Consider the following 17554-nt stretch of genomic DNA (forward strand, 5'->3'; position numbering starts at 1 on the left):
TATGTCAACTCTGCGCGAACGGTTAGGAAGCCTACCAGCTGCCCCGGTACCCCCGGTTCATCTCGGGTTGTATTGGCGTCCTTCGCGTGAAACTGACTCCTGGAAAATCCGGGAACTGATTCATTTAACTGAACAGCATTCCCATCCTGCACGCCCCACTTCTGAGGGGGAAATTACTCGCTTAACCCAGGCGCTTAGCGATCCGGAACTGCAAGATTGTTTGATTGGACTAGATTCGCGGGGAAATTTGGCGGCTTTTGGGTCGGTCACTTTGCAGCCGGATGAAAAAAACTATGCCCGCGCAGATCTCTTCGCAGTTACTGCCGAGCATTGGCGGGGACGTGGAATTGGTCGTGCTCTGCTGGCCTGGCAGGATGTACGTGCCCGGGAACTAATGTTGGGGTACTACGGAAAGGATTATGACCGTCCTGCCCAAATCCGTAATGTGGTGGATGAGCGTGCCGGGGATCGGCGAAGGCTCTACGTGGCTGCTGGATTTTCAGCTCAGCGCACCATTAAGGTTTTTTCTCACCGCCTAGATTCTGCTGATATTGCTGTCTTGGAAACAAAAGTTCCCACCAAAGATGTGCGGGTTATATCTGCCCGCCGTCTCTCTCCCGATCAGTGGGAAGAGATTAAAGCCTTACACGTTGCCAATTCTGCTCGCCTATATGCTGATAAAGGGGATGCGTCGCGCTGGTGGGGGCGGGTGCTGTCAAACTTGGCTCCTGACTTGTCCTTTGTAGCTGTATCCATGAACTCTGGTCGGGTACTTGCCTATTGCCTGGTGGTTTATCGGGATCTATGTCAAAGTAGTTGCCTGGAAAGCGAGGGGGCATCCGAAGAAATAATTACCACAGTAGCGGTAGATATTTTTGGGGATGATCGCCGCAATGCAGATGAGCACGGTGTAGATTTTGCAGTATTAAAGCAGGTGCTTTCGCAGGTGCTCGTGGCTTGTGCGCGTTCAGGTTATGAACAGGTATTTGCCGAAGATAACTATCCAACACTGGGGGATCTCTCTAAAGTATGTGGAGACTGCGGTTTTAAACTGGCGGGCGCACGCATGATTTATACGGTGGAACTGTAATGAGCGGGCAGGAATGGTCGCTGCCAGAGGACACTGGAAAATATACCTGGCGTAATCTGGGGCCTGATAACGTGCCGGAAATGGGGAGCCTAATCCACCGGATTGAAGAATTTGACAATCCCCCCTTTAGAACCGCGATTTCTGAGGTTGAAGAGTTTTTTGCGGCACCGTCGCGCTGGCGCACCATTGGGGCTTTTGGCTCGGAAAATAACCTGGTTGCTTATGCTCAGGTTCGTCCGCGTCTGCTGGTGAACGAAGTGGTCTGCGAAGGTGGGGTGGATCCGCGTTATCGTGGCCAGGGATTAGGGCGAACCTCGATTGCTTGGCAGCGTGATCAGGCGCGTGCTCTCTTAGATCATGCTCGTCCTGGACGCGTCCTATTCTATGTGGAAGATATTGCCCCGGATGTCTCAGCGTTATTGCTGGAAGCCGGATATCAGCAAACTGCCTCTTTCGTGGATGTTTCCCGGGATTTGAATGATCCGATAAAACTACCGGAGCTGCCGTACCCCTTTCAAATTGTGGCCTGGAACCAGGAATTAGATGAAATGCTGCGGCATACTTTGAATCGGATTCTGCAAGATCGCAATCCCGATCCTGGATACAGCGCGGAAGATTGGGCTACTCGCCGGGGAGCTTTTACCCCAGATTGTTCTTTTGTGGCGTTAGATAAAACTACTGATCGTTCGCAGATTGCCGGTTTTGCGCTTTCTTCTATATATCGCCAAGACTGGAAAGCGGTGGGAAATCGCCAAGGTTATATTGACCTGCTGGGGTTATTGCCTGGGTGGGAAAATGCCGCCATCCTTCAGTCATTAATTGCTGCGGTATTGAAAGCATTTAATAAGCGGGGGTTCGCCACCACCGGAGCGCTCCTACCAGAGGCAGCTGATGCTTTTACCCGGCGTCTATTCTTGGAGGCCGGATTTAAAGTTACCGGAACTTCAACCCAATATGCGATTGAGACTCCCGTATCTCTAACGGGCAATAACCACCTTGACTAGGGGCTCTGCTGATTCCTAGCCGAAGCAATAGCGTCCCTATCCTAGGTAATAAATCTGTCGCTTTAGCGTACTACCAGAAGCATCCCGCTTATCAGTTTGCTCAGGTAATGACAGGGGAGATCCATCTTTGGTGAGGGCGCGTGGCGGGTTAGCGGTAATGGCCGCTAGGGACAGTCTACTTTCACCTTTTAGGAAGCGTTGACAGCGTACTCCCTGTCCGGCGCGTCCCTTCTGGGGGTATTGCAGCAAAGGAGTGACTTTCGCACTGGTCTGTCCGCTACCTGGTTCAGAAGAAGAAATACCAGCAACCGTTACTACCAGGGAAGACTCTAGGTTTTCAGCATCAACCAAAGCGGCCGCAATTATCTGATCCTCGGAGCCAAGTTTCATCCCACAAATTCCCTGACCAGAGCGGCCTTGAGGACGTACCTTATCAGCCGGGGTGCGTAGCAGTTGCGCGGCCGAAGAAATCAGCACGAAAGTGCTGTCATCGCTGCCGCTGCCGGCTGCTACTACCTTGTCACCAGCTTCCAAAGTGATTATCGGATAAGAATCTTGAGTAGCCAGCACCTGGGGACGAATCCGTTTAATTACCCCGTCTGCGGTTGCTGCCCACCAAATGGGTCCGTCCTCATCCAGGGGAACTAGTCCTATGACTTCCTCGCCCTCGTCTAGATTGAGCAGTCGCGAGATTGGGGGAGTACCCCGCAATGAGGGAGCTGCCGCCGAGCGCACCAACGCTGGTACTTCCAGGGCGGTGAGTTTATATAGCATTCCCCGGGAGCTAATTGCACCCACCTGGCCACGAGCGGTGGTGGGAGCAGTGGAAATAATCGTATCCCAAGGTTCACGCCCTCCCTCGGTAGTTAAAGGCTCGTGTCCAGCAAACCGTGCCACCAGGCCACCCGCCCCTAAAGTGACGGTTGCCGGCTCATCGGGAATCTCCAGCGGTGCATCTTGTTCTGCCGCCAACTGCGCGGCTCCTTCTTCCGCTAGCAGCAGCGTACGCCGCGAATCCGAACGTTTTTGCGCCACTTCCCGCAACTCGCTAACGACCAGCTCTTGGCGTTTTTCTCGGGAGGCAATTAATGCTTCCAACTCCGCGATTTCTTCGGTTAATCGGTCGCGTTCTGTCTCTAATTCCAGGCGAGAAAACTTAGTTAACCTGCGCAGTTGTAGGGATAAAATATGTTCAGATTGTACTTCATCTAAGTCGAAGGCCTCTATTAAGCGCGCTTTCGCTTGGGTGGCATCCTCGGAGGCACGAATAATCTGAATAACGTCATCAATATCGAGAACAGCGATTAGCAGTCCTTGCACCAAATGCAAGCGTTCTTGTCGTTTGCGTAGGCGATACTGGCTGCGGCGCATCACGATTTCCATTCGGTGATCCAGGAACACCTGCAGCATTTCTTTTAAACCTAAGGTGCGCGGCTGTCCATTGACCAGAGCCACCGCGTTAATCCCGAAAGAATCCTCCATCGGGGTGTGCTTAAAGAGAGCGGCGCGCACAGCCTCGGGATTAAAACCGGATTTCACCTCAATTACTAGACGCATATCGTGGTCTCGGTCTGTTAAGTTAGTGACCGCAGAAATGCCTTTTATCCTGCCCTTTTGAACCCCGTCTTTGATTTTTTCAATCACTTTTTCGGGGCCAATCATATAGGGTAGTTCGGTAACTACAATCCCCATTTTGCGGGCAGTAACCCGCTCAATCGAAGTTTTGGCGCGAGTGCGGAAGATTCCCCTTCCGGTTTCATAGGCTTGGCGAATACCATCCAAGCCCACAATGATTCCGCCTCCCGGCAAATCAGGACCGGGTATAAAACGCATTAAATCTTCTACAGTGGCCTCGGGGTTTTCTAGCAGATGAATCGCTCCCGCCACCGTTTCCCCCAAGTTATGAGGAGGAATATAGGTCGCCATACCCACCGCAATCCCATTAGCGCCATTAACTAACAGGTTAGGGAACGCGCCCGGAAGCACCGCCGGCTGCATGAACTGATTATCGTAGTTAGGGACAAAATCTACTACGTCCTCATCTAGATTTGAGACCATATCTTGCGCAGCAGGAGCCATCCGCACTTCCGTATAGCGCGCCGCCGCCGGGCCGTCATCTAGGGAACCAAAGTTTCCGTGTCCATCCACCAGCGGCATTCGCAGATTAAAGTCTTGTGCCAGGCGCACAATTGCGTCATAGATAGCACTATCTCCGTGGGGGTGGAGCTTACCCATGACTTCCCCGACAACGCGTGAGCTTTTTACATGCCCTTTGTTCGGCCAAAGTCCCATTTCGCTCATCATATAGACGATGCGCCGTTGCACCGGCTTGAGACCGTCTCGGGCATCCGGCAACGCACGCGCATAAATTACCGAATAGGCGTATTCCAGGAAGGAAGTGCGCATCTCTTCTGAGACGTCGATATGGGTGATGTGTTCTTGGGGAATTTCATTTTCCGAAGGTCTCGGATTTTTCCTTTTGGGGCTCGCAGAAACCTTTACCGTGGCAGTACTTGCACCTTCGTTCATAGCTTTCGGTTGGTCGACTTCGCCACTAGCAGGAATAGCTGTAGAAAACAGGTCAGGCTGACGGGGTTCATTCGACTTTTTACTCACCTTCTTATCAAAGCAAAAAACTTAGCTCTAGTCAGATTCGGCTCGCGGATATGAGAACATAAGAGGTATGAGTCACCGGGAAAAAACATTGTCTGGAATGCGAATTTGGGATATTTTACCCACCGCTTTTGGGGCGCTTCATTGGCAGGAGGAGACTAAGTTTTCTTCAATATTTCGCCAACTAATGGGGGAAGGTAAGCGGCGGTTATGCCTAGTGGCGATAGATGGTATGGGGCAGCAGTTGCTTATGTCTAGGCGGGGGCATATTCCTTTTATGCGTCCTTACCTGAAGCAGGCAGAGGACGCCTGGGGACAACCAGTTAGAACCTGCGTGCCTTCCACCACGGTGGCTGCTCTCTCTAGTCTGCATACGGGACTTTCCCCCGCCGAAACTGGGATGTTGGGATATCAGTGTTGGGATCCGGTGGCTAGACGTGTCCTCAACCTGATTACTTTTGAGGGTTTTAGCCGCTCGACGCGTTCCTGGAGTGACCAGCCCACTTATTTTACTCGTGCCCGTCAGCGAGATCTTAAAACCCAGGCATTGGTTCCTCCCGATTTTGTGGGCTCTAGACTTAGCGAAATTACTTTACGAGATGCCAGCCTTAAGATATCCACGGAACTTGCCCAGCGTTGTTCTCACGCCCTACAGGCCTTTAAGCAAGGTGCCGATTATGTTTATTTATACTGGTCGCAGCTTGATCACTGGGGGCATAATCACGGCTGGTCGCATCCCTTATGGTTGCAAGAATTAGAGACTGTTGACCGGGCATTATCTGAGTTACGTGCCCGGTTACCAAAAGATGTTGTCCTGGTGATAACCGCAGATCACGGGATGGTAAACGTTACTTCGGAAACCACTATAGATTTGGCTGCCTCTAAGCTTTCCTCCCAGGTAGCTACAGTTTCAGGGGAGCCGCGTGCCCTCCAGGTTCATCTTAAAGAGCAGTATCTAGGGGAGGAGCCTGCCGGCAATCGCACCCGAAATCTTCCTAAAGCTCAGGTGCTTGCTATGTGGAAAAAACTGGTTGCTGAACGTGGCCAGGTAATAGCAGACTACCGCCGGGTTTACGGGGAAATTTGCGATCCTAATCGCATCGGCGATTTCACTATTTTCGCAAAAGAAAACTACCAGTTCGTGGATTCCCGCTTTCAGAGCCACGGGGTTTTAAAAATGGTGGGGGTACATGGTTCTTTAACCAAGGCAGAGATGGAAATCCCCTTGATTATTGTCTAGAGAGAGCGTACCGCCGGTTTAGCGCTAGCGCGGTTTGGTTCCAAATACGATATCATCCCAGCTGGGAATGGATTTTCGTCCAGATCTGCGATGCTTGCCCTTGGATTTAGAAACGTTATCCCGCGAGGCAAGGACAGTTTTATCGTTGTCCTCAACATTTTCCATCCCGGGCAAGACTGGCGCACTGTTAATTTCTTCTCCAGCTGGAGGCGGGGGTGCTGGGCGAGAAGGGGGATCCGGTTCATTCGTACTGTCAATAGGGGTTCGTCGAGTCAAATCCAGATTTAGCGCTTCGGTTTCGGACAATGTACCGGTAAAGGTAGGTTCAGGGGAGTCCCAGATTTCGTCGGAAGAGTGCTCAGCTAACCCGGGGTGGTAAGGAGATTCAGAGGTAACCGGAATCCTGCTATCGGGTTTGCCATGTAAGGAAACTATTTCTGCCTGCTTTTTTAAGGTATCTTCCGGCAGGGAATCGCTGAACTTTCCCTCCTCAAAACTGGCAAGTTCTTCCAGCTCATCAGGGTCTTCCGTAAGTTGCATATCAGGAGTTGCGTCCCTTTTTCCTCGCGCAGCTGCCAGTGCATCTAAGAGCGCATCGGTACCGGTATCTGGCTTTTCCGGAGGGGTGGGTTGTGGTGAAGGAAGAGGGAAAAACTCTTCAAAACTAGATACTTTGGAGGCTGGTTGGGAAGATTCGGTTAGCCAGATAGCTTCTTGGTCAAGTGCACTAACCGTGGAGGCTCCTGGCTCCATATTCCAGCGAGCAGTAAGATCCCGGGCGTCCTGGGTGAAAGTCAGAATAATTTCCCAAGGGCCTTTCCCTCCGCGAACCGCGTCCCAACGCAGAGAATCTGCGGAAACTCCACGTGCTGCTAGACGGTCAATAACTAATTCACCCAAGTGAGGAGAATCTGATTCCCCTCCCACCTGGCAGGCTTGCGCCAAGTTTGCGGCGTGGCGACGCTCGGCCAAAATCGGGGTTGCATAGCGGCTTACCTTGTCTTCTGGAATCTCGAACTTGTCTGCGATTTCACTGATAGTGCTGCCAGCGCGTAATAGGGCTTGAATCTTGCGAGGTGGAACTGTTTTTTTAGGAGTTTGAATCGCCTCTAGATTGGGGCGCTCGGGACGTACAGCATCACGTAACTCCTGGGTAATTGCCAAGGCATAGCGGGTGCCTTCCTCGTCGTTGAGAATCAGCTGATTACCATCTGGGTGCAATCCCAACAGCTCTAGGTCTTTCATATTCCTCCGTTCCCTTGCTTCGAGATTGCCACGTTAGCGGTGAATTTTTGACTATTAGCCGCGGTGTGTCTGTCGTATCTAGCATTTTAGGGCTTGAAGTGTTAATATCCCCGCGTCTATTGTTTATTTAACCGAAGACCAAATTATCGCTTTAAGAAGGGACGAACCGTGGCAACAGATTATGACGCCCCCCGTAAAAATGAAGAGGAAGTCGAACAGGATTCTCTAGAAGAGCTGAAGGCTCGTCGTGCGGAGGCCAGTGGATCCTCCGAAGTCGATGAGGACGAAAATGCAGCTGCAGAGGATTTTGAGCTTCCCGGAGCCGATTTATCCGGTGAGGAACTTTCTGTTCAGGTGATTCCGGCACAAGATGATGAATTCACTTGCTCGGTTTGTTTCCTAGTTCAGCACCGCTCTCGCCTGGCGGGAGCAGTTGACGGCAAACCGGTTTGCCGCGACTGCGCCGAATAGATTGGCGTTATGAAATTCTTTCCTCCGCGTCGCAAACGCGTCCTTCAGAGTGATTCCTCTCAGGAGGGGGCAGGCTTGCGTAATCCTAGTAGACTGGTTGAATCGTTCCCTGCTGTGGCATTTATCCCACAGGATCAGGCGGTTTCACCAGCGGATAGATCCGCGGCGTCCAGCGAGGGATCCTCAGAAAAGCTCGGCCCTTATAACGAGGGGGAGTCTCCGGAAGGTAGTGAATTCCTGGATTTGGGAGCCATTCGGGTTCCGCTGATTACCGGCTTGCAAATATTCCCGGTTCAAGATGAGCATGAGCATATTTTGGCAATCGAAATAGTGGCGGGAACTGCGCAAATGCAGCTTTCTGCTTTCGCGATGCAACGCTCGGGAGGACTTTGGGATCAGATTCGCGAAGAGCTGGCGGAACAGCTTAAGTCTCAGGAATATCAGATTTTCCCGCTACCAGGTCCTTTTGGGGAAGCTATCCTGGCGCGTCCGATTCCAGAAGGGAGATCGGCCGGAGAGGGGGCTTTGCCTCTGCTTTTATGGGGAGTTGAGGGGCAGCGTTGGCTGTTGCGGGTAATTGTGCGCGGCCTGGCTGCTGAAGATGAAAATAGTCGACAGCAGCTATTGGAAGTGTTGCATGGCCTAGAGGTGGTGCGTGGGACTGAGGCACGAGTTCCCGGTGAGCTATTGCCAATCGTGCTTCCTCAACAGGTGCGGGAACAACTGGAAGCAGGCGAGTAGTGAATAGCGAGATGGCCACCACCGGTGGGCAAGCGAGCAAAGTCATGCCAGCGACAAACGCTAAAGTTCCGGTAGCCTCTAAAGTCTGTGACGTAGCTGAGCGGCAAAAAGCCTCTCTATATGGGGTTTTACGTTCGGTTACTTTCCCGCCGCGTACCGCGGCGGGTTCTTTCACCGCTACCCTGTTTGACGGTACCGGTTCGATAGAAGTGCTTTGGCTAGGACGAAAAAGCGTTCCTGGCATTAAAGCCGGAATCCGCTTAGCGGTGCAGGGAATGGTTATTTCTCGTTCCAATGGACTGTGCGTCATTAATCCAACTTTCCAGATTGAGCCGGTTATAGCTGATGAACATTAATCCTTTAGAGGCGGCGGGCGTGGAATCGGATAATTCCAATGATTCCTCTTTACCGGGCAACAACTCGACAATTGCCTCGGGACAGGTTAGCGGATTGAGGGCACAAATTGGCTCGCAACATTTCTCCATCCGGGAGGCAATTGGCGGGCCTTGGGGGGCGTTAGAGGCTACCTTGCCCACCATCTTGGTGGTGGTAATCTATCCCCTTACCCAATCCTTGCTTGAGCCGGTGGTGCTGGCACTGACAGCGACCCTGATTTTTGGGGTTATTCGCTTGCTACGCCACCAGAGTTTGCGGCAGGTGCTTGCTGGTCTGGCAGGTACCCTGATTAGTGTGTTTTGGGCTTGGCGCAGCGGGCAAGTCGAAAACTTTTTTGCCTTTGGTTTTTGGATAAACGGGGTTTATTCCGCGGTTTTGTTGCTAACTATCCTGGCTCGCCGGCCTGCAATCGGCTGGCTGTTAGCCGGAGCGATCGGCAAACTGGATGGTTGGCGTAAGAAAGATGCCAAGAATTTTTATAAACTTTCCAGGATTTGTACCTGGCTGTGGATAGGGCTTTTTACCCTGCGTCTAGCGGTGGAACTTCCGCTTTACTATGCGAATCTGTTGGTACCCCTAGGGGCGGCACGTCTAATCCTGGGCTTGCCCGCATTCGCCCTCATAGGCTATTTCAATTGGGTGTTAATGCGCGCTGAGACCAGCCGTCTACGCGTAGAAAATGCCTAATCTGTGCCCTAGCTAGTCTTCTTGCGCGGGGTCGGTTACTTCTTCGGCAGGGGGAGCAAATAGTGCGCTTATTTGCTCTAAATCTTCCTTAGTTTCGGAACTAAACAGTATCAGCAGTTCGTCAAAGCCTTGTAGCAGAGTATCTGAGCGCGGAGAAAGTGGACGCGAATCACGCAATACCGCTGCTAGCACCACCGAGGGTGGCAGATTGAGGGCGGAGAGCGGCCTTCCGGTTAGAGGAGAATCCTCCGGTACTGTCAGGGAATACATATTGGTATCGGAAGTGTGGAAGCGGAATAGATGAACAGGAATCCCTACGGAAACTACTTCTTCTACCAGGGAAGTCATTACTCTGGGAGTTGACACTGCCACATCAACCCCCCAGGCATCATCAAATAGCCACTCGTTCTTCGCGTTATTAACTCGCGCCACCGTTTTCGGTACCCCGAACTCAGTTTTCGCCAGCAGGCAAACTACCAAGTTAACTTTGTCATTGCCGGTAGCGCAGACCACTACGTCAGCTTGGCTAATCTCGGCTTTTGAGAGAGTCTCCAAGGAACAGGCATCACCTAACACCCAATCTGCTTGGGGGATCGAGGCTACTTCCATCCGCGCAGAATGGTTATCAATCAAGGTCACTTCATAACCATTAGTGACTAGTTCGCGGGCGATGGAGCGCCCCACGGAGCCGGCTCCGGCGATTACGATTCGCATTTAAACCTCCTGTTTCGGGGGGCGTTTAAAAGCCCGTTCGATTTGCGTGGCCCGCTGGGAAGGAACGGTACAAATAAGCTCGTCGCCATCTTGAATTACCAAGGATGAAAGGTTGAAATAGGGTTCGCCATCGCGCCCAATATAGGCAACCTTAATATCTAGCAGTTTCTGCGTTTTTTGCAGGGACACTCCCACCCAATGCTCACTGGGGATAATCCGCAGTACCTTCACTTGGTAAACGGAATCAGAGTAGGCTACCTGGGTATCATCCGGAAGCATCTGGCGCAGCATTTCTGATGCTGTCCAAGATACTGGGGAAGTAGTGTTGATTCCCAGTTTTCGATAAATTTCGGCGCGGCGAATATCGTAGATTCGGGCTACTACCCGGTCAATCCCAAAGGTTTCCCGGGCTATGCGTGCCGCCAAGATATTGGTGTTGTCGCCGTTAGAAATAGCCGCAAAAGCATAGGCCTCTTCGATGTTGGCGCGCTCTAATACTTCCCGGTCAAATCCCATCCCGGAAACTTTTTGTCCGGTAAAGTTAGCGGGTAATTTTCGGAAGGCCTCGGGATTGGAATCAATAATGGCCACCGAGTGCCCCTGCTCATCTAGGGCTTGCGCGACTCGGGCGCCTACTCGTCCTGAGCCTAAAACTACGAAGTGCATGCAAGTAGCGTAAACCTTTTTGCTGCTATTTTCAGCTTACTTTTAGCTTTGAAACTATCGATTTTAGCTAGATAGTGGGATGATCGGGATGTGAAGGACGTGAAAGATCGCTTTGAGACCCCAGTTATTCGCGAACGTCATCGCTCGCGAACCGGGTTGCCGAAACGCTATGCGCTGCCGGTTTTTGCCTCCAATGCGCTTTCTTCGGTTTCCTATGCTCCCGACCAAATCCTCTTGACTTTAGGGCTGGGAGGTATCGTTGCCTCCGGGATTTCCCTATGGGTGGGTGTAGCAGTTTTTGCGGTCATGACGGTGATAATTATTTCCTATCGTCAGGTGGTGCTGGCCTATCCTCGGGGAGGCGGAGACTATGAGGTAGCACGGCAAAACTTAGGGCAAGCTGCGTCGCTGGTGACCGTGAGTGCCCTGCTTGTTGATTATTCGTTAACTATCGCGGTGTCTACTTCGGTGTGTGCTAGCTATGTGGCAGCACTGTTCCCCGCACTGAGCCTTCATCAGGTGTGGGTGTCGTTAGTGGTAATCGCAGTATTGACCTTGTTGAACCTGTCAGGATTGCGCGAGTCGGCACAGCTATTTGCTATTCCCGCCTACCTTTTCATGGCCGTAATTGCCGTCCTGGCTATTTTTGGCTTTGTCCAAGAAGCGCTCGGTTCCTTGGGGCAAGCGGACACTGCAGCTATGCAACTTTTACCCGCAGAGCCATATGAAGTTGGAATTACGGGTCTGGGGGGATTTTTACTGCTCTTGCGGGCGTTCTCGGGAGGGTGCGTAGCTTTGAGCGGGGTAGAAGGAATCAGTAACGGGGTACCTGCTTTTATGAAGCCACGTCCCAAAAATGCTCGAATAACGCTTGCTTTATTTGCAGTAATTAGCGCGGTAATGATGCTTTCAGTGCTACACCTGGCGAAAGTAACTGGGGTAAAAATTCCCGCTTTTGATTATCAATTATTGTCCGGTGATCGCTCACTGGCTGCCTATGAGGTTCCCCCGGTAATCGCGCAAATTGCACATACGGTATTCGCGGCTTATCCTTTCATGGCCTATCTGGTGACTGCAGTAACTGCTGTTATCCTAGTATTTGCTGCTCATAGTGCTTTTAACTGGTTCTCACAATTGACTCAGGTGCTTTCTCGGGACGGGTTCTTACCACCGCAGATTTATCGGCGTTCCGATAGGCGTTCTTTATCGCCAGTTATTTGCATTCCGGCATTGATAGCGGCAATCTTGATTACTTTGACGGGAGCAGAATCTCCTCGGCTAATCCAGATGTATATCGTAGGGGTTTTCATTTCTTTAACCCTGTCTCAAGCGGGCATGCTGCGATATTGGAACACGAAACTGCGGATGCACACTTTTAAAACCAATCGGAAAATATTACGACGACGGTGGGTAGTCAATGCGATTGGTTTTATCTTTACCGCTACTGTACTGGTAGTGGTGACCGTTTCTCGGATTACGCAAGGCACGTGGGCTGCCTTGGTAATGATGATAGTAATGTTTGGATTGCTGCGAGCAATTGGGAAATACTATAGAGCCACTGCCTCGCAGACCCGGGTAAGTGATTTTGCAACTGAACGCTTCCTGCCCTCTCGGGTGCAGAGCCTAGTGTTGGTATCGAGCCTGGACAAACCTACTATGCGAGCCATTGCCTATGCGCGTGCCTGTCACCCGGCCTCGCTATCGCTAGTACATATAGAGATTGAACCTGATGACTTCGAACGTTTAAAGCAAAGTTGGATAAAGAGCGGGGTGGAAGTGCCGTTGACGGTTTTAGCTTCACCTTTCCGCGATATTACCGGGCCTTTGATTCAGCATGTGCGGTCGGTGCGTCATCGCTCGCCCCGGGATCTAGTAATAGTTTATATTCCCTGCTATTTGGCTAAACATCCGTGGCAAAAATTCTTGCATAACCGTTCTGTTTACCGCATTCGTCGCCAGTTGCGAGAGCTACCAGGGGTGTTGGTGGTACTGGTGCCGTGGAATTTCTCTCATAGCCAGGCGCGTGCTGATCGTCTGGCGGGGATAGAACCGCTGCGCCCTCCCGAAGAATATCGCAGTTCAAATCAGATTTTCAGAGGAAGATCTCAAGATATAACGCGAGGTGCTTTTATAGGTGAAGATGCTCATCTTCCCTGGTTTGATAACGTCCATGGTGGCTGGGGGATTGACCCGCCCTCGTTAGGGGAGAAAACTCAAAGTAAAGAAGAGATTCAACCCGATTTTTCCTCTGATTTTTAAATATCGAGAAGTAATTGATGAGCGAAGTTTTATTGAAACTATTGCGTCCCGTCCACGGCGGTTACTGTCTGGCACATCGGGATGGTCAAACCTATATGGTGCGTTTCGGGCTGCCGGGGGAACAGGTAAAAGCCGTCCCGGTTGCTAAAAAAGGCAAAGTTATTTTTGCCGAAGTCAGCGAAGTTCTTCAGGCTTCTGAGCAACGGCAAGTACCGGTGTGGGCTCTGGGTGGCCCGGCAGGAACTGGCGGGGCAGATCTTTGCCACGTGAAGCTGGCGTTCCAACGCACCTGGAAAGCGCAGGTGTTGGCGGATTGTCTGCGGCGCCTGGGAGGAGAGGACGTTTACGCGCAAGCGTTGACTGCTAGTGGGGGCGAGCTGCGCTGTGAGGGTGTAAACGCTGCGCACGCGGGCACGGGTCATCGGTGCAGAGATTCAGCTACAGGTGCCACCTGCGGTGAGGGTACGGATAACGCTAGCAGCGACGATGGTTTAGGTTACCGTTTGCGCGCTGATTTTGAGATTAGTACTGCCAAGCATCTGGCGATGACTAAGTTCCGCGGGGAAGAACTGGTAGAGATTACTAGTTTTCCCCTGGCGGATCCGATGATTAGTGACTCGTCTTTATTTAGCAACCCCGACAGCTGGAGCAAAGTTTTAAAGCCGGGAGGGCGGATTCGTACTTGGGCGAGCGCTGATGGGCTGCGGGTATGGAATGGGCACGCCCTCTTTGACGAATCGGCTCATCCGGTCGCAGAAAGGAATGTGCGTTTAACGGTTCCCGGTTTCGGAGACTACCTGGTGGCTCCGAGTGGTTTCTGGCAGGCGCATCGCCAAGCGGCACAGGTTTTGTGTGAGCAGGTAATAGCAGCAGCTACTAGTGCCCGCGTAATGAATAGAGACGCACTTTCGCCTTCAGGTAAGGGCGTAAGAAATGGTGGATCCGGTGAGTTTGTCGATAGCAACGAGGCGAGCGGGAGTATCAAGACTATCGGGAGTAATGACCGTCTGCTGATACCAGGTAACCGGCGCTGGGAAGAAATCCTGGAACTGTACTCAGGTGCCGGGCTGTTTTCGCGTCCTCTAGCCAAGATTTTGGACAGGGGAGGACGGCTATCTACTTTGGAGGGGTCGAAGCCGGCAGTAAAAATGGCGCGCAAGAATCTTTCTGGAGCGCCTGGGCACCTGCAGATCCACGCTGGGCGGGTAGATGCCCGGGCGCTCGCGGATTATGCCGACAAGATGAAGGCACCACCCCTAGTGGTAATGGATCCTCCACGCAGCGGCGCGGGACAAAAAGTGATGGCAGCGCTGGCAAGCCTAGAGCCAGAGCGGATTATTTACGTCGCCTGCGATCCGGCAGCCCTAGCCCGCGACCTAAAAGTTGCCGTATCCCACGGCTACCAGATTGCGTCCTTACAGGCCTACGACCTCTTCCCCCACACCCACCACGTCGAGTGTGTTGTATTGATGTCAAAAGTGGATTAGCAGCTGTTGTTGCGCGCTTGGATCCTTGCGCTTGTCGATTCTGATATGCGCTTGGCAACAAATGCGTTGTTACAGGCGTTTTAGGGTTCTCTCCATTCCAGATTGATTACAATAAACTAGATCAATATATTTACGAGAAAGCTTGGAATAAGGTGGCGGATTTGCTAAAGAAATACGCCGAGAAAGAGTTTAAGAAAAAAGCAGGAGATGTTGTTCTGAAGCAGATTATCAAATCTACTCCTGCGGGTTTTGCAGCTTGGCTAGGCGTCTACGTGGTCGGATGCGCAGCTAAAGAAGCTTGGCACTGGTGGAGAGGTTAAGGATAATGGACAAGGTCGTTCGTTTTTGCCGTGAAGTGGCGATATTCGGCTTGACGGTTGCCTTAATCGCGATGCTGATTGCCTTAATATGGGATGGCACACTTGCTATTAGAATTGGTTTTACCTCTTTTGTTGTTGGTGTCACAGTGATCTCGCTTAAGACTGTCCTTCGAAAGACTGATTGAATTTTGTTTGGTTCAAGTCAATAGTTGAATATCTCACGTTGGGTGGCTATTACTGATCTCTGTCAGTAACAGTCACTTCTTTTTATGAATCTTAAAGTCAGGCTCAATGTCCGTCCTGTTTAGCCGGTGATTAGTTAGGGTAATCGGCCAAAAAGTGTGTCTATTGGTCGGCGTGTCGTTAACGCATAGTCCCTTTTCTGATTGAAATATCTGGATGATAGTCAGCTTTATATAAGTCAAATTCAGTGTCTAAATGAGCTGGTCCAATTGGATTATCATCAATAATAATTTTTTTAGTTTTTGGTTTAAAACATTCAGAAGTTATAAATTGTTTAGAATTTGAAGGATTTTCACTATTGAAGTAACACCACCATTCTATAGCTCTACGCATGTGATCTTCAGATAATCCTTTATGAACACTTACCAATTTCTTTATCTGTGAATTTATGCAACCTTCTAAAGTATTCGTAGTACTAGGAATAGGAACACTCGTTTTCTCTAATAGTAAAGGATCAAGAAAAGTAAACAGAGTACCATTTTTAACTTGTCTAGCAAGCAGATTATAAGCTTTTCTTGCAGTCTGATGTGTATACCACCATTGTTGATTACTTCTTACCCAAGAAGGAATATTTTCTTCAGAAACATTCCTACGGAACGTTTTTTGGTTAAGCCGATCTTTCCACTGGTTATAAGATTTCTGTAGTAAATTAACCCATAAATCAGATTCTTTCAACGTTCTGATTTTGACTAACTTTTTAGCTAAACCCCACAAAGCCTTATGTGATTGCAGCCTAGGTTTGCTTGTAGTTAATACGCGTATATTACGTTTAATATGTACTAAACAGCGTTGTACTCGAGTCTCTGGCCAAACTTGTTTAATAGCGCTCAACGCGCCAGCGTTCCCGTCAGTAATAACAACAGTAGGAGGTAATAAATTATTAAGTAAACTCTTATATGTTTCAGTATTTTCTCTATTGCACCATTGCAAAGCAATAACTTTACCCTTGCTTACAGCGGTTAATAAACACTACCCACGTCGAGACTATAGTATTGATGTCAAAGCTGGATTGGCAGCTGTTGTTGCGCGCTTGGATCCTTGCGCTTGTCGATTCTGATATGCGCTTGGCAACAAACGTATGTTTCTGTTGCCTTATCCCGTACGTTCGTTGTTGGGGATTGGCATGAATGAGAGCAGAGCAATGAGGTGGATATCGGTCTTCGGTGCGTTGTGTTGTATGGCTCGTGCACCTTGGATTTTGTACGTTCTCTGGTAGTTTTATATAAAATTCTTTTGAAACAGCTATTTTCACATAAGTATGTGCGCGTGTGCTAAGAAAATGCCATGTTACGATTCGTAACGCTTGTGTTCTCGTTCGTTCCTTTTCTATTCATATGTTGCTCGTTAGCCTGTAATTACGCAGTGCGATTATTAATTGCATTACGAGCAAAACAAATAATCGTTAAGAACGAAAACTTATGGCCAATGAAAGGAGTTATACGATGTTGTTAAGAGAAAAAATCAGAAATGCGCGCGTGGAAGCGGGTTTAACTCAGGAAGAACTTGCTGAAATGATTATGGTTTCTCGTTCTGCGGTAGCTAAGTGGGAAGGTGGGCGCGGTCTGCCGGATGTTGCAAATTTGAAGGTGATTGCGGATGCGCTGGGTGTTACTGTCGACTATTTGTTGGATAAAGACAATGCTATTGATTTGTCAATCATTAAGAAGCCTATTGATTTAGCGAAGTATGGTCTTAATGCAAAATTGGGTGTTCGTAAGAAAATCAAGATGAAGGAACAAATTATTCGCGATGAATATGCAGATGCTGAAATTATTATGCTCACGGTGACGAAGTTTATTCCAAATTCGTCTGAAAAGTTTATGGATAATTTTATCGGGTGGATTACTACTTTGTTTGGTGGTATTCCTTTCTTTGATACGTTTGCATTCGGTAAAGCGGTAGAGAGTATTGGCAGTGAACAGTATTACTTGGTGAATAAAAAAGAAAAGCAATTTTTTGTGCTGGTAACGGATGAGCATATTATTAGCAGAATGATGCGATTAAAGTTCACCGATAAGAAGATGCGTATTGGGGATAAGGAATTTACACAAGTTGGTAAGTTGTGTGATAAGTAAGAACCGGTAGTTGGTTGGGAATTGGTCAGAAGAATGTGGTTTTCAGTTTTGATTTCCATATTCTCCTGATTTTTATTTTCCGCGTTCTGTACATGCTTTTAGTGTTTTTACGTGACAGTTGATCATAAGAAATGAAATTCGACTTTTACACACATATAAAAATGCATATTCTTTACATCTAGCTAGTCTACTGAAAATATTCGACCTATGCGTCAAAAAAGTTCATTGGCACCAAGTCGTGATATTGACCATATAAAACGTTACATTGGGCTTTTAGAAAGATATGTCATATATTGTCGAATG

Annotated in this window: 16 protein-coding genes and 1 pseudogene; 12 read left to right on the forward strand and 5 right to left on the reverse strand. The window is 49.8% G+C overall.

Annotated features, from left to right (window positions below):
* Window position 1 precedes the first annotated feature (1 nt).
* Both EFB02_RS07320 and EFB02_RS07325 read left to right on the forward strand, forming a co-directional pair.
* A complete protein-coding gene (locus EFB02_RS07320; protein ID WP_122820928.1) occupies window positions 2-1090 on the forward strand; it encodes a GNAT family N-acetyltransferase in 1089 nt (362 codons plus the stop codon).
* On the forward strand, window positions 1090-2094 hold the full coding sequence (locus EFB02_RS07325) for a hypothetical protein (protein WP_122820929.1): 1005 nt from the start codon (window positions 1090-1092) through the stop codon (window positions 2092-2094). The genes EFB02_RS07320 and EFB02_RS07325 overlap by 1 nt, the downstream gene beginning before the upstream one ends.
* Window positions 2095-2130: 36 nt before the next feature.
* On the opposite strand, the gene EFB02_RS07330 is transcribed toward EFB02_RS07325, so the two are convergent.
* On the reverse strand, window positions 2131-4500 hold the full coding sequence (locus EFB02_RS07330; RefSeq protein ID WP_234992794.1) for a DNA gyrase/topoisomerase IV subunit A: 2370 nt from the start codon (window positions 4498-4500) through the stop codon (window positions 2131-2133).
* Window positions 4501-4777: 277 nt separating this feature from the next.
* Between EFB02_RS07330 and EFB02_RS07335 the strand changes: the two genes are divergently transcribed.
* Complete coding sequence (locus EFB02_RS07335) at window positions 4778-5947, forward strand: alkaline phosphatase family protein (RefSeq protein ID WP_122820930.1); 1170 nt, start codon at window positions 4778-4780, stop codon at window positions 5945-5947.
* A 24-nt stretch (window positions 5948-5971) separates the two neighbouring features.
* Here the strand turns inward: EFB02_RS07335 and sepH are convergent, their stop codons facing one another.
* Window positions 5972-7192 carry a septation protein SepH gene (sepH, locus tag EFB02_RS07340; RefSeq protein ID WP_122820931.1) on the reverse strand — a complete coding sequence of 407 codons (1221 nt, stop codon included), beginning with the start codon at window positions 7190-7192 and terminating at the stop codon, window positions 5972-5974.
* A gap of 168 nt (window positions 7193-7360) precedes the next feature.
* Here sepH and EFB02_RS07345 point away from each other — a divergent pair, with 168 nt between their 5' ends.
* From EFB02_RS07345 to EFB02_RS07360, 4 genes are read left to right on the forward strand one after another with little or no spacing between them, the layout of a single operon-like run.
* Complete coding sequence (locus EFB02_RS07345) at window positions 7361-7663, forward strand: DUF4193 domain-containing protein (protein ID WP_122820932.1); 303 nt, start codon at window positions 7361-7363, stop codon at window positions 7661-7663.
* A gap of 9 nt (window positions 7664-7672) precedes the next feature.
* Complete coding sequence (locus tag EFB02_RS07350) at window positions 7673-8404, forward strand: DUF3710 domain-containing protein (protein WP_122820933.1); 732 nt, start codon at window positions 7673-7675, stop codon at window positions 8402-8404.
* Window positions 8404-8760, forward strand: a complete 357-nt coding sequence (locus tag EFB02_RS07355; protein ID WP_122820934.1) for a single stranded DNA-binding domain-containing protein — start codon at window positions 8404-8406, stop codon at window positions 8758-8760. Before EFB02_RS07350 ends, EFB02_RS07355 begins: the two co-directional genes overlap by 1 nt.
* Window positions 8750-9487, forward strand: coding sequence for a DUF3159 domain-containing protein (locus EFB02_RS07360; protein ID WP_122820935.1), 738 nt, complete (start codon window positions 8750-8752; stop codon window positions 9485-9487). Before EFB02_RS07355 ends, EFB02_RS07360 begins: the two co-directional genes overlap by 11 nt.
* 12 nt (window positions 9488-9499) lie before the next feature.
* Here EFB02_RS07360 and EFB02_RS07365 read toward each other — a convergent pair whose 3' ends face one another.
* A complete protein-coding gene (locus tag EFB02_RS07365; protein WP_122820936.1) occupies window positions 9500-10201 on the reverse strand; it encodes a potassium channel family protein in 702 nt (233 codons plus the stop codon).
* Window positions 10202-10867 (reverse strand): potassium channel family protein, encoded by a 666-nt coding sequence (locus EFB02_RS07370; protein ID WP_122820937.1) that lies wholly within the window; start codon window positions 10865-10867, stop codon window positions 10202-10204.
* Window positions 10868-10957: 90 nt separating this feature from the next.
* On the opposite strand from EFB02_RS07370, the gene EFB02_RS07375 reads away from it, so the two are divergent.
* The 4 genes from EFB02_RS07375 to EFB02_RS07385 all read left to right on the forward strand — a co-directional run bounded on the left by EFB02_RS07375 (window position 10958) and on the right by EFB02_RS07385 (window position 15118).
* On the forward strand, window positions 10958-13126 hold the full coding sequence (locus EFB02_RS07375) for an APC family permease (RefSeq protein ID WP_122820938.1): 2169 nt from the start codon (window positions 10958-10960) through the stop codon (window positions 13124-13126).
* A 17-nt stretch (window positions 13127-13143) separates the two neighbouring features.
* Window positions 13144-14613, forward strand: a complete 1470-nt coding sequence (locus EFB02_RS07380; RefSeq protein WP_122820939.1) for a class I SAM-dependent RNA methyltransferase — start codon at window positions 13144-13146, stop codon at window positions 14611-14613.
* Between the two features lie 152 nt (window positions 14614-14765).
* Entirely contained in the window at window positions 14766-14933 is a 168-nt protein-coding gene (locus tag EFB02_RS08725; RefSeq protein WP_160115397.1) for a hypothetical protein, read from the forward strand.
* 5 nt (window positions 14934-14938) lie between these two features.
* On the forward strand, window positions 14939-15118 hold the full coding sequence (locus tag EFB02_RS07385; protein ID WP_122820940.1) for a hypothetical protein: 180 nt from the start codon (window positions 14939-14941) through the stop codon (window positions 15116-15118).
* A 178-nt stretch (window positions 15119-15296) separates the two neighbouring features.
* On the opposite strand, the pseudogene EFB02_RS07390 reads toward EFB02_RS07385, so the two are convergent.
* Window positions 15297-16145 (reverse strand): annotated as a pseudogene (locus tag EFB02_RS07390) (IS1249 family transposase); the annotation flags it as partial.
* Window positions 16146-16618: 473 nt separating this feature from the next.
* Here EFB02_RS07390 and EFB02_RS07395 point away from each other — a divergent pair.
* A complete protein-coding gene (locus EFB02_RS07395) occupies window positions 16619-17251 on the forward strand; it encodes a helix-turn-helix domain-containing protein (protein ID WP_122820941.1) in 633 nt (210 codons plus the stop codon).
* The last annotated feature ends 303 nt before the right edge of the window (window positions 17252-17554 follow it).

The organism is Varibaculum vaginae, from assembly GCF_900604285.1.
GTDB classification, from domain to species: domain Bacteria; phylum Actinomycetota; class Actinomycetes; order Actinomycetales; family Actinomycetaceae; genus Varibaculum; species Varibaculum vaginae.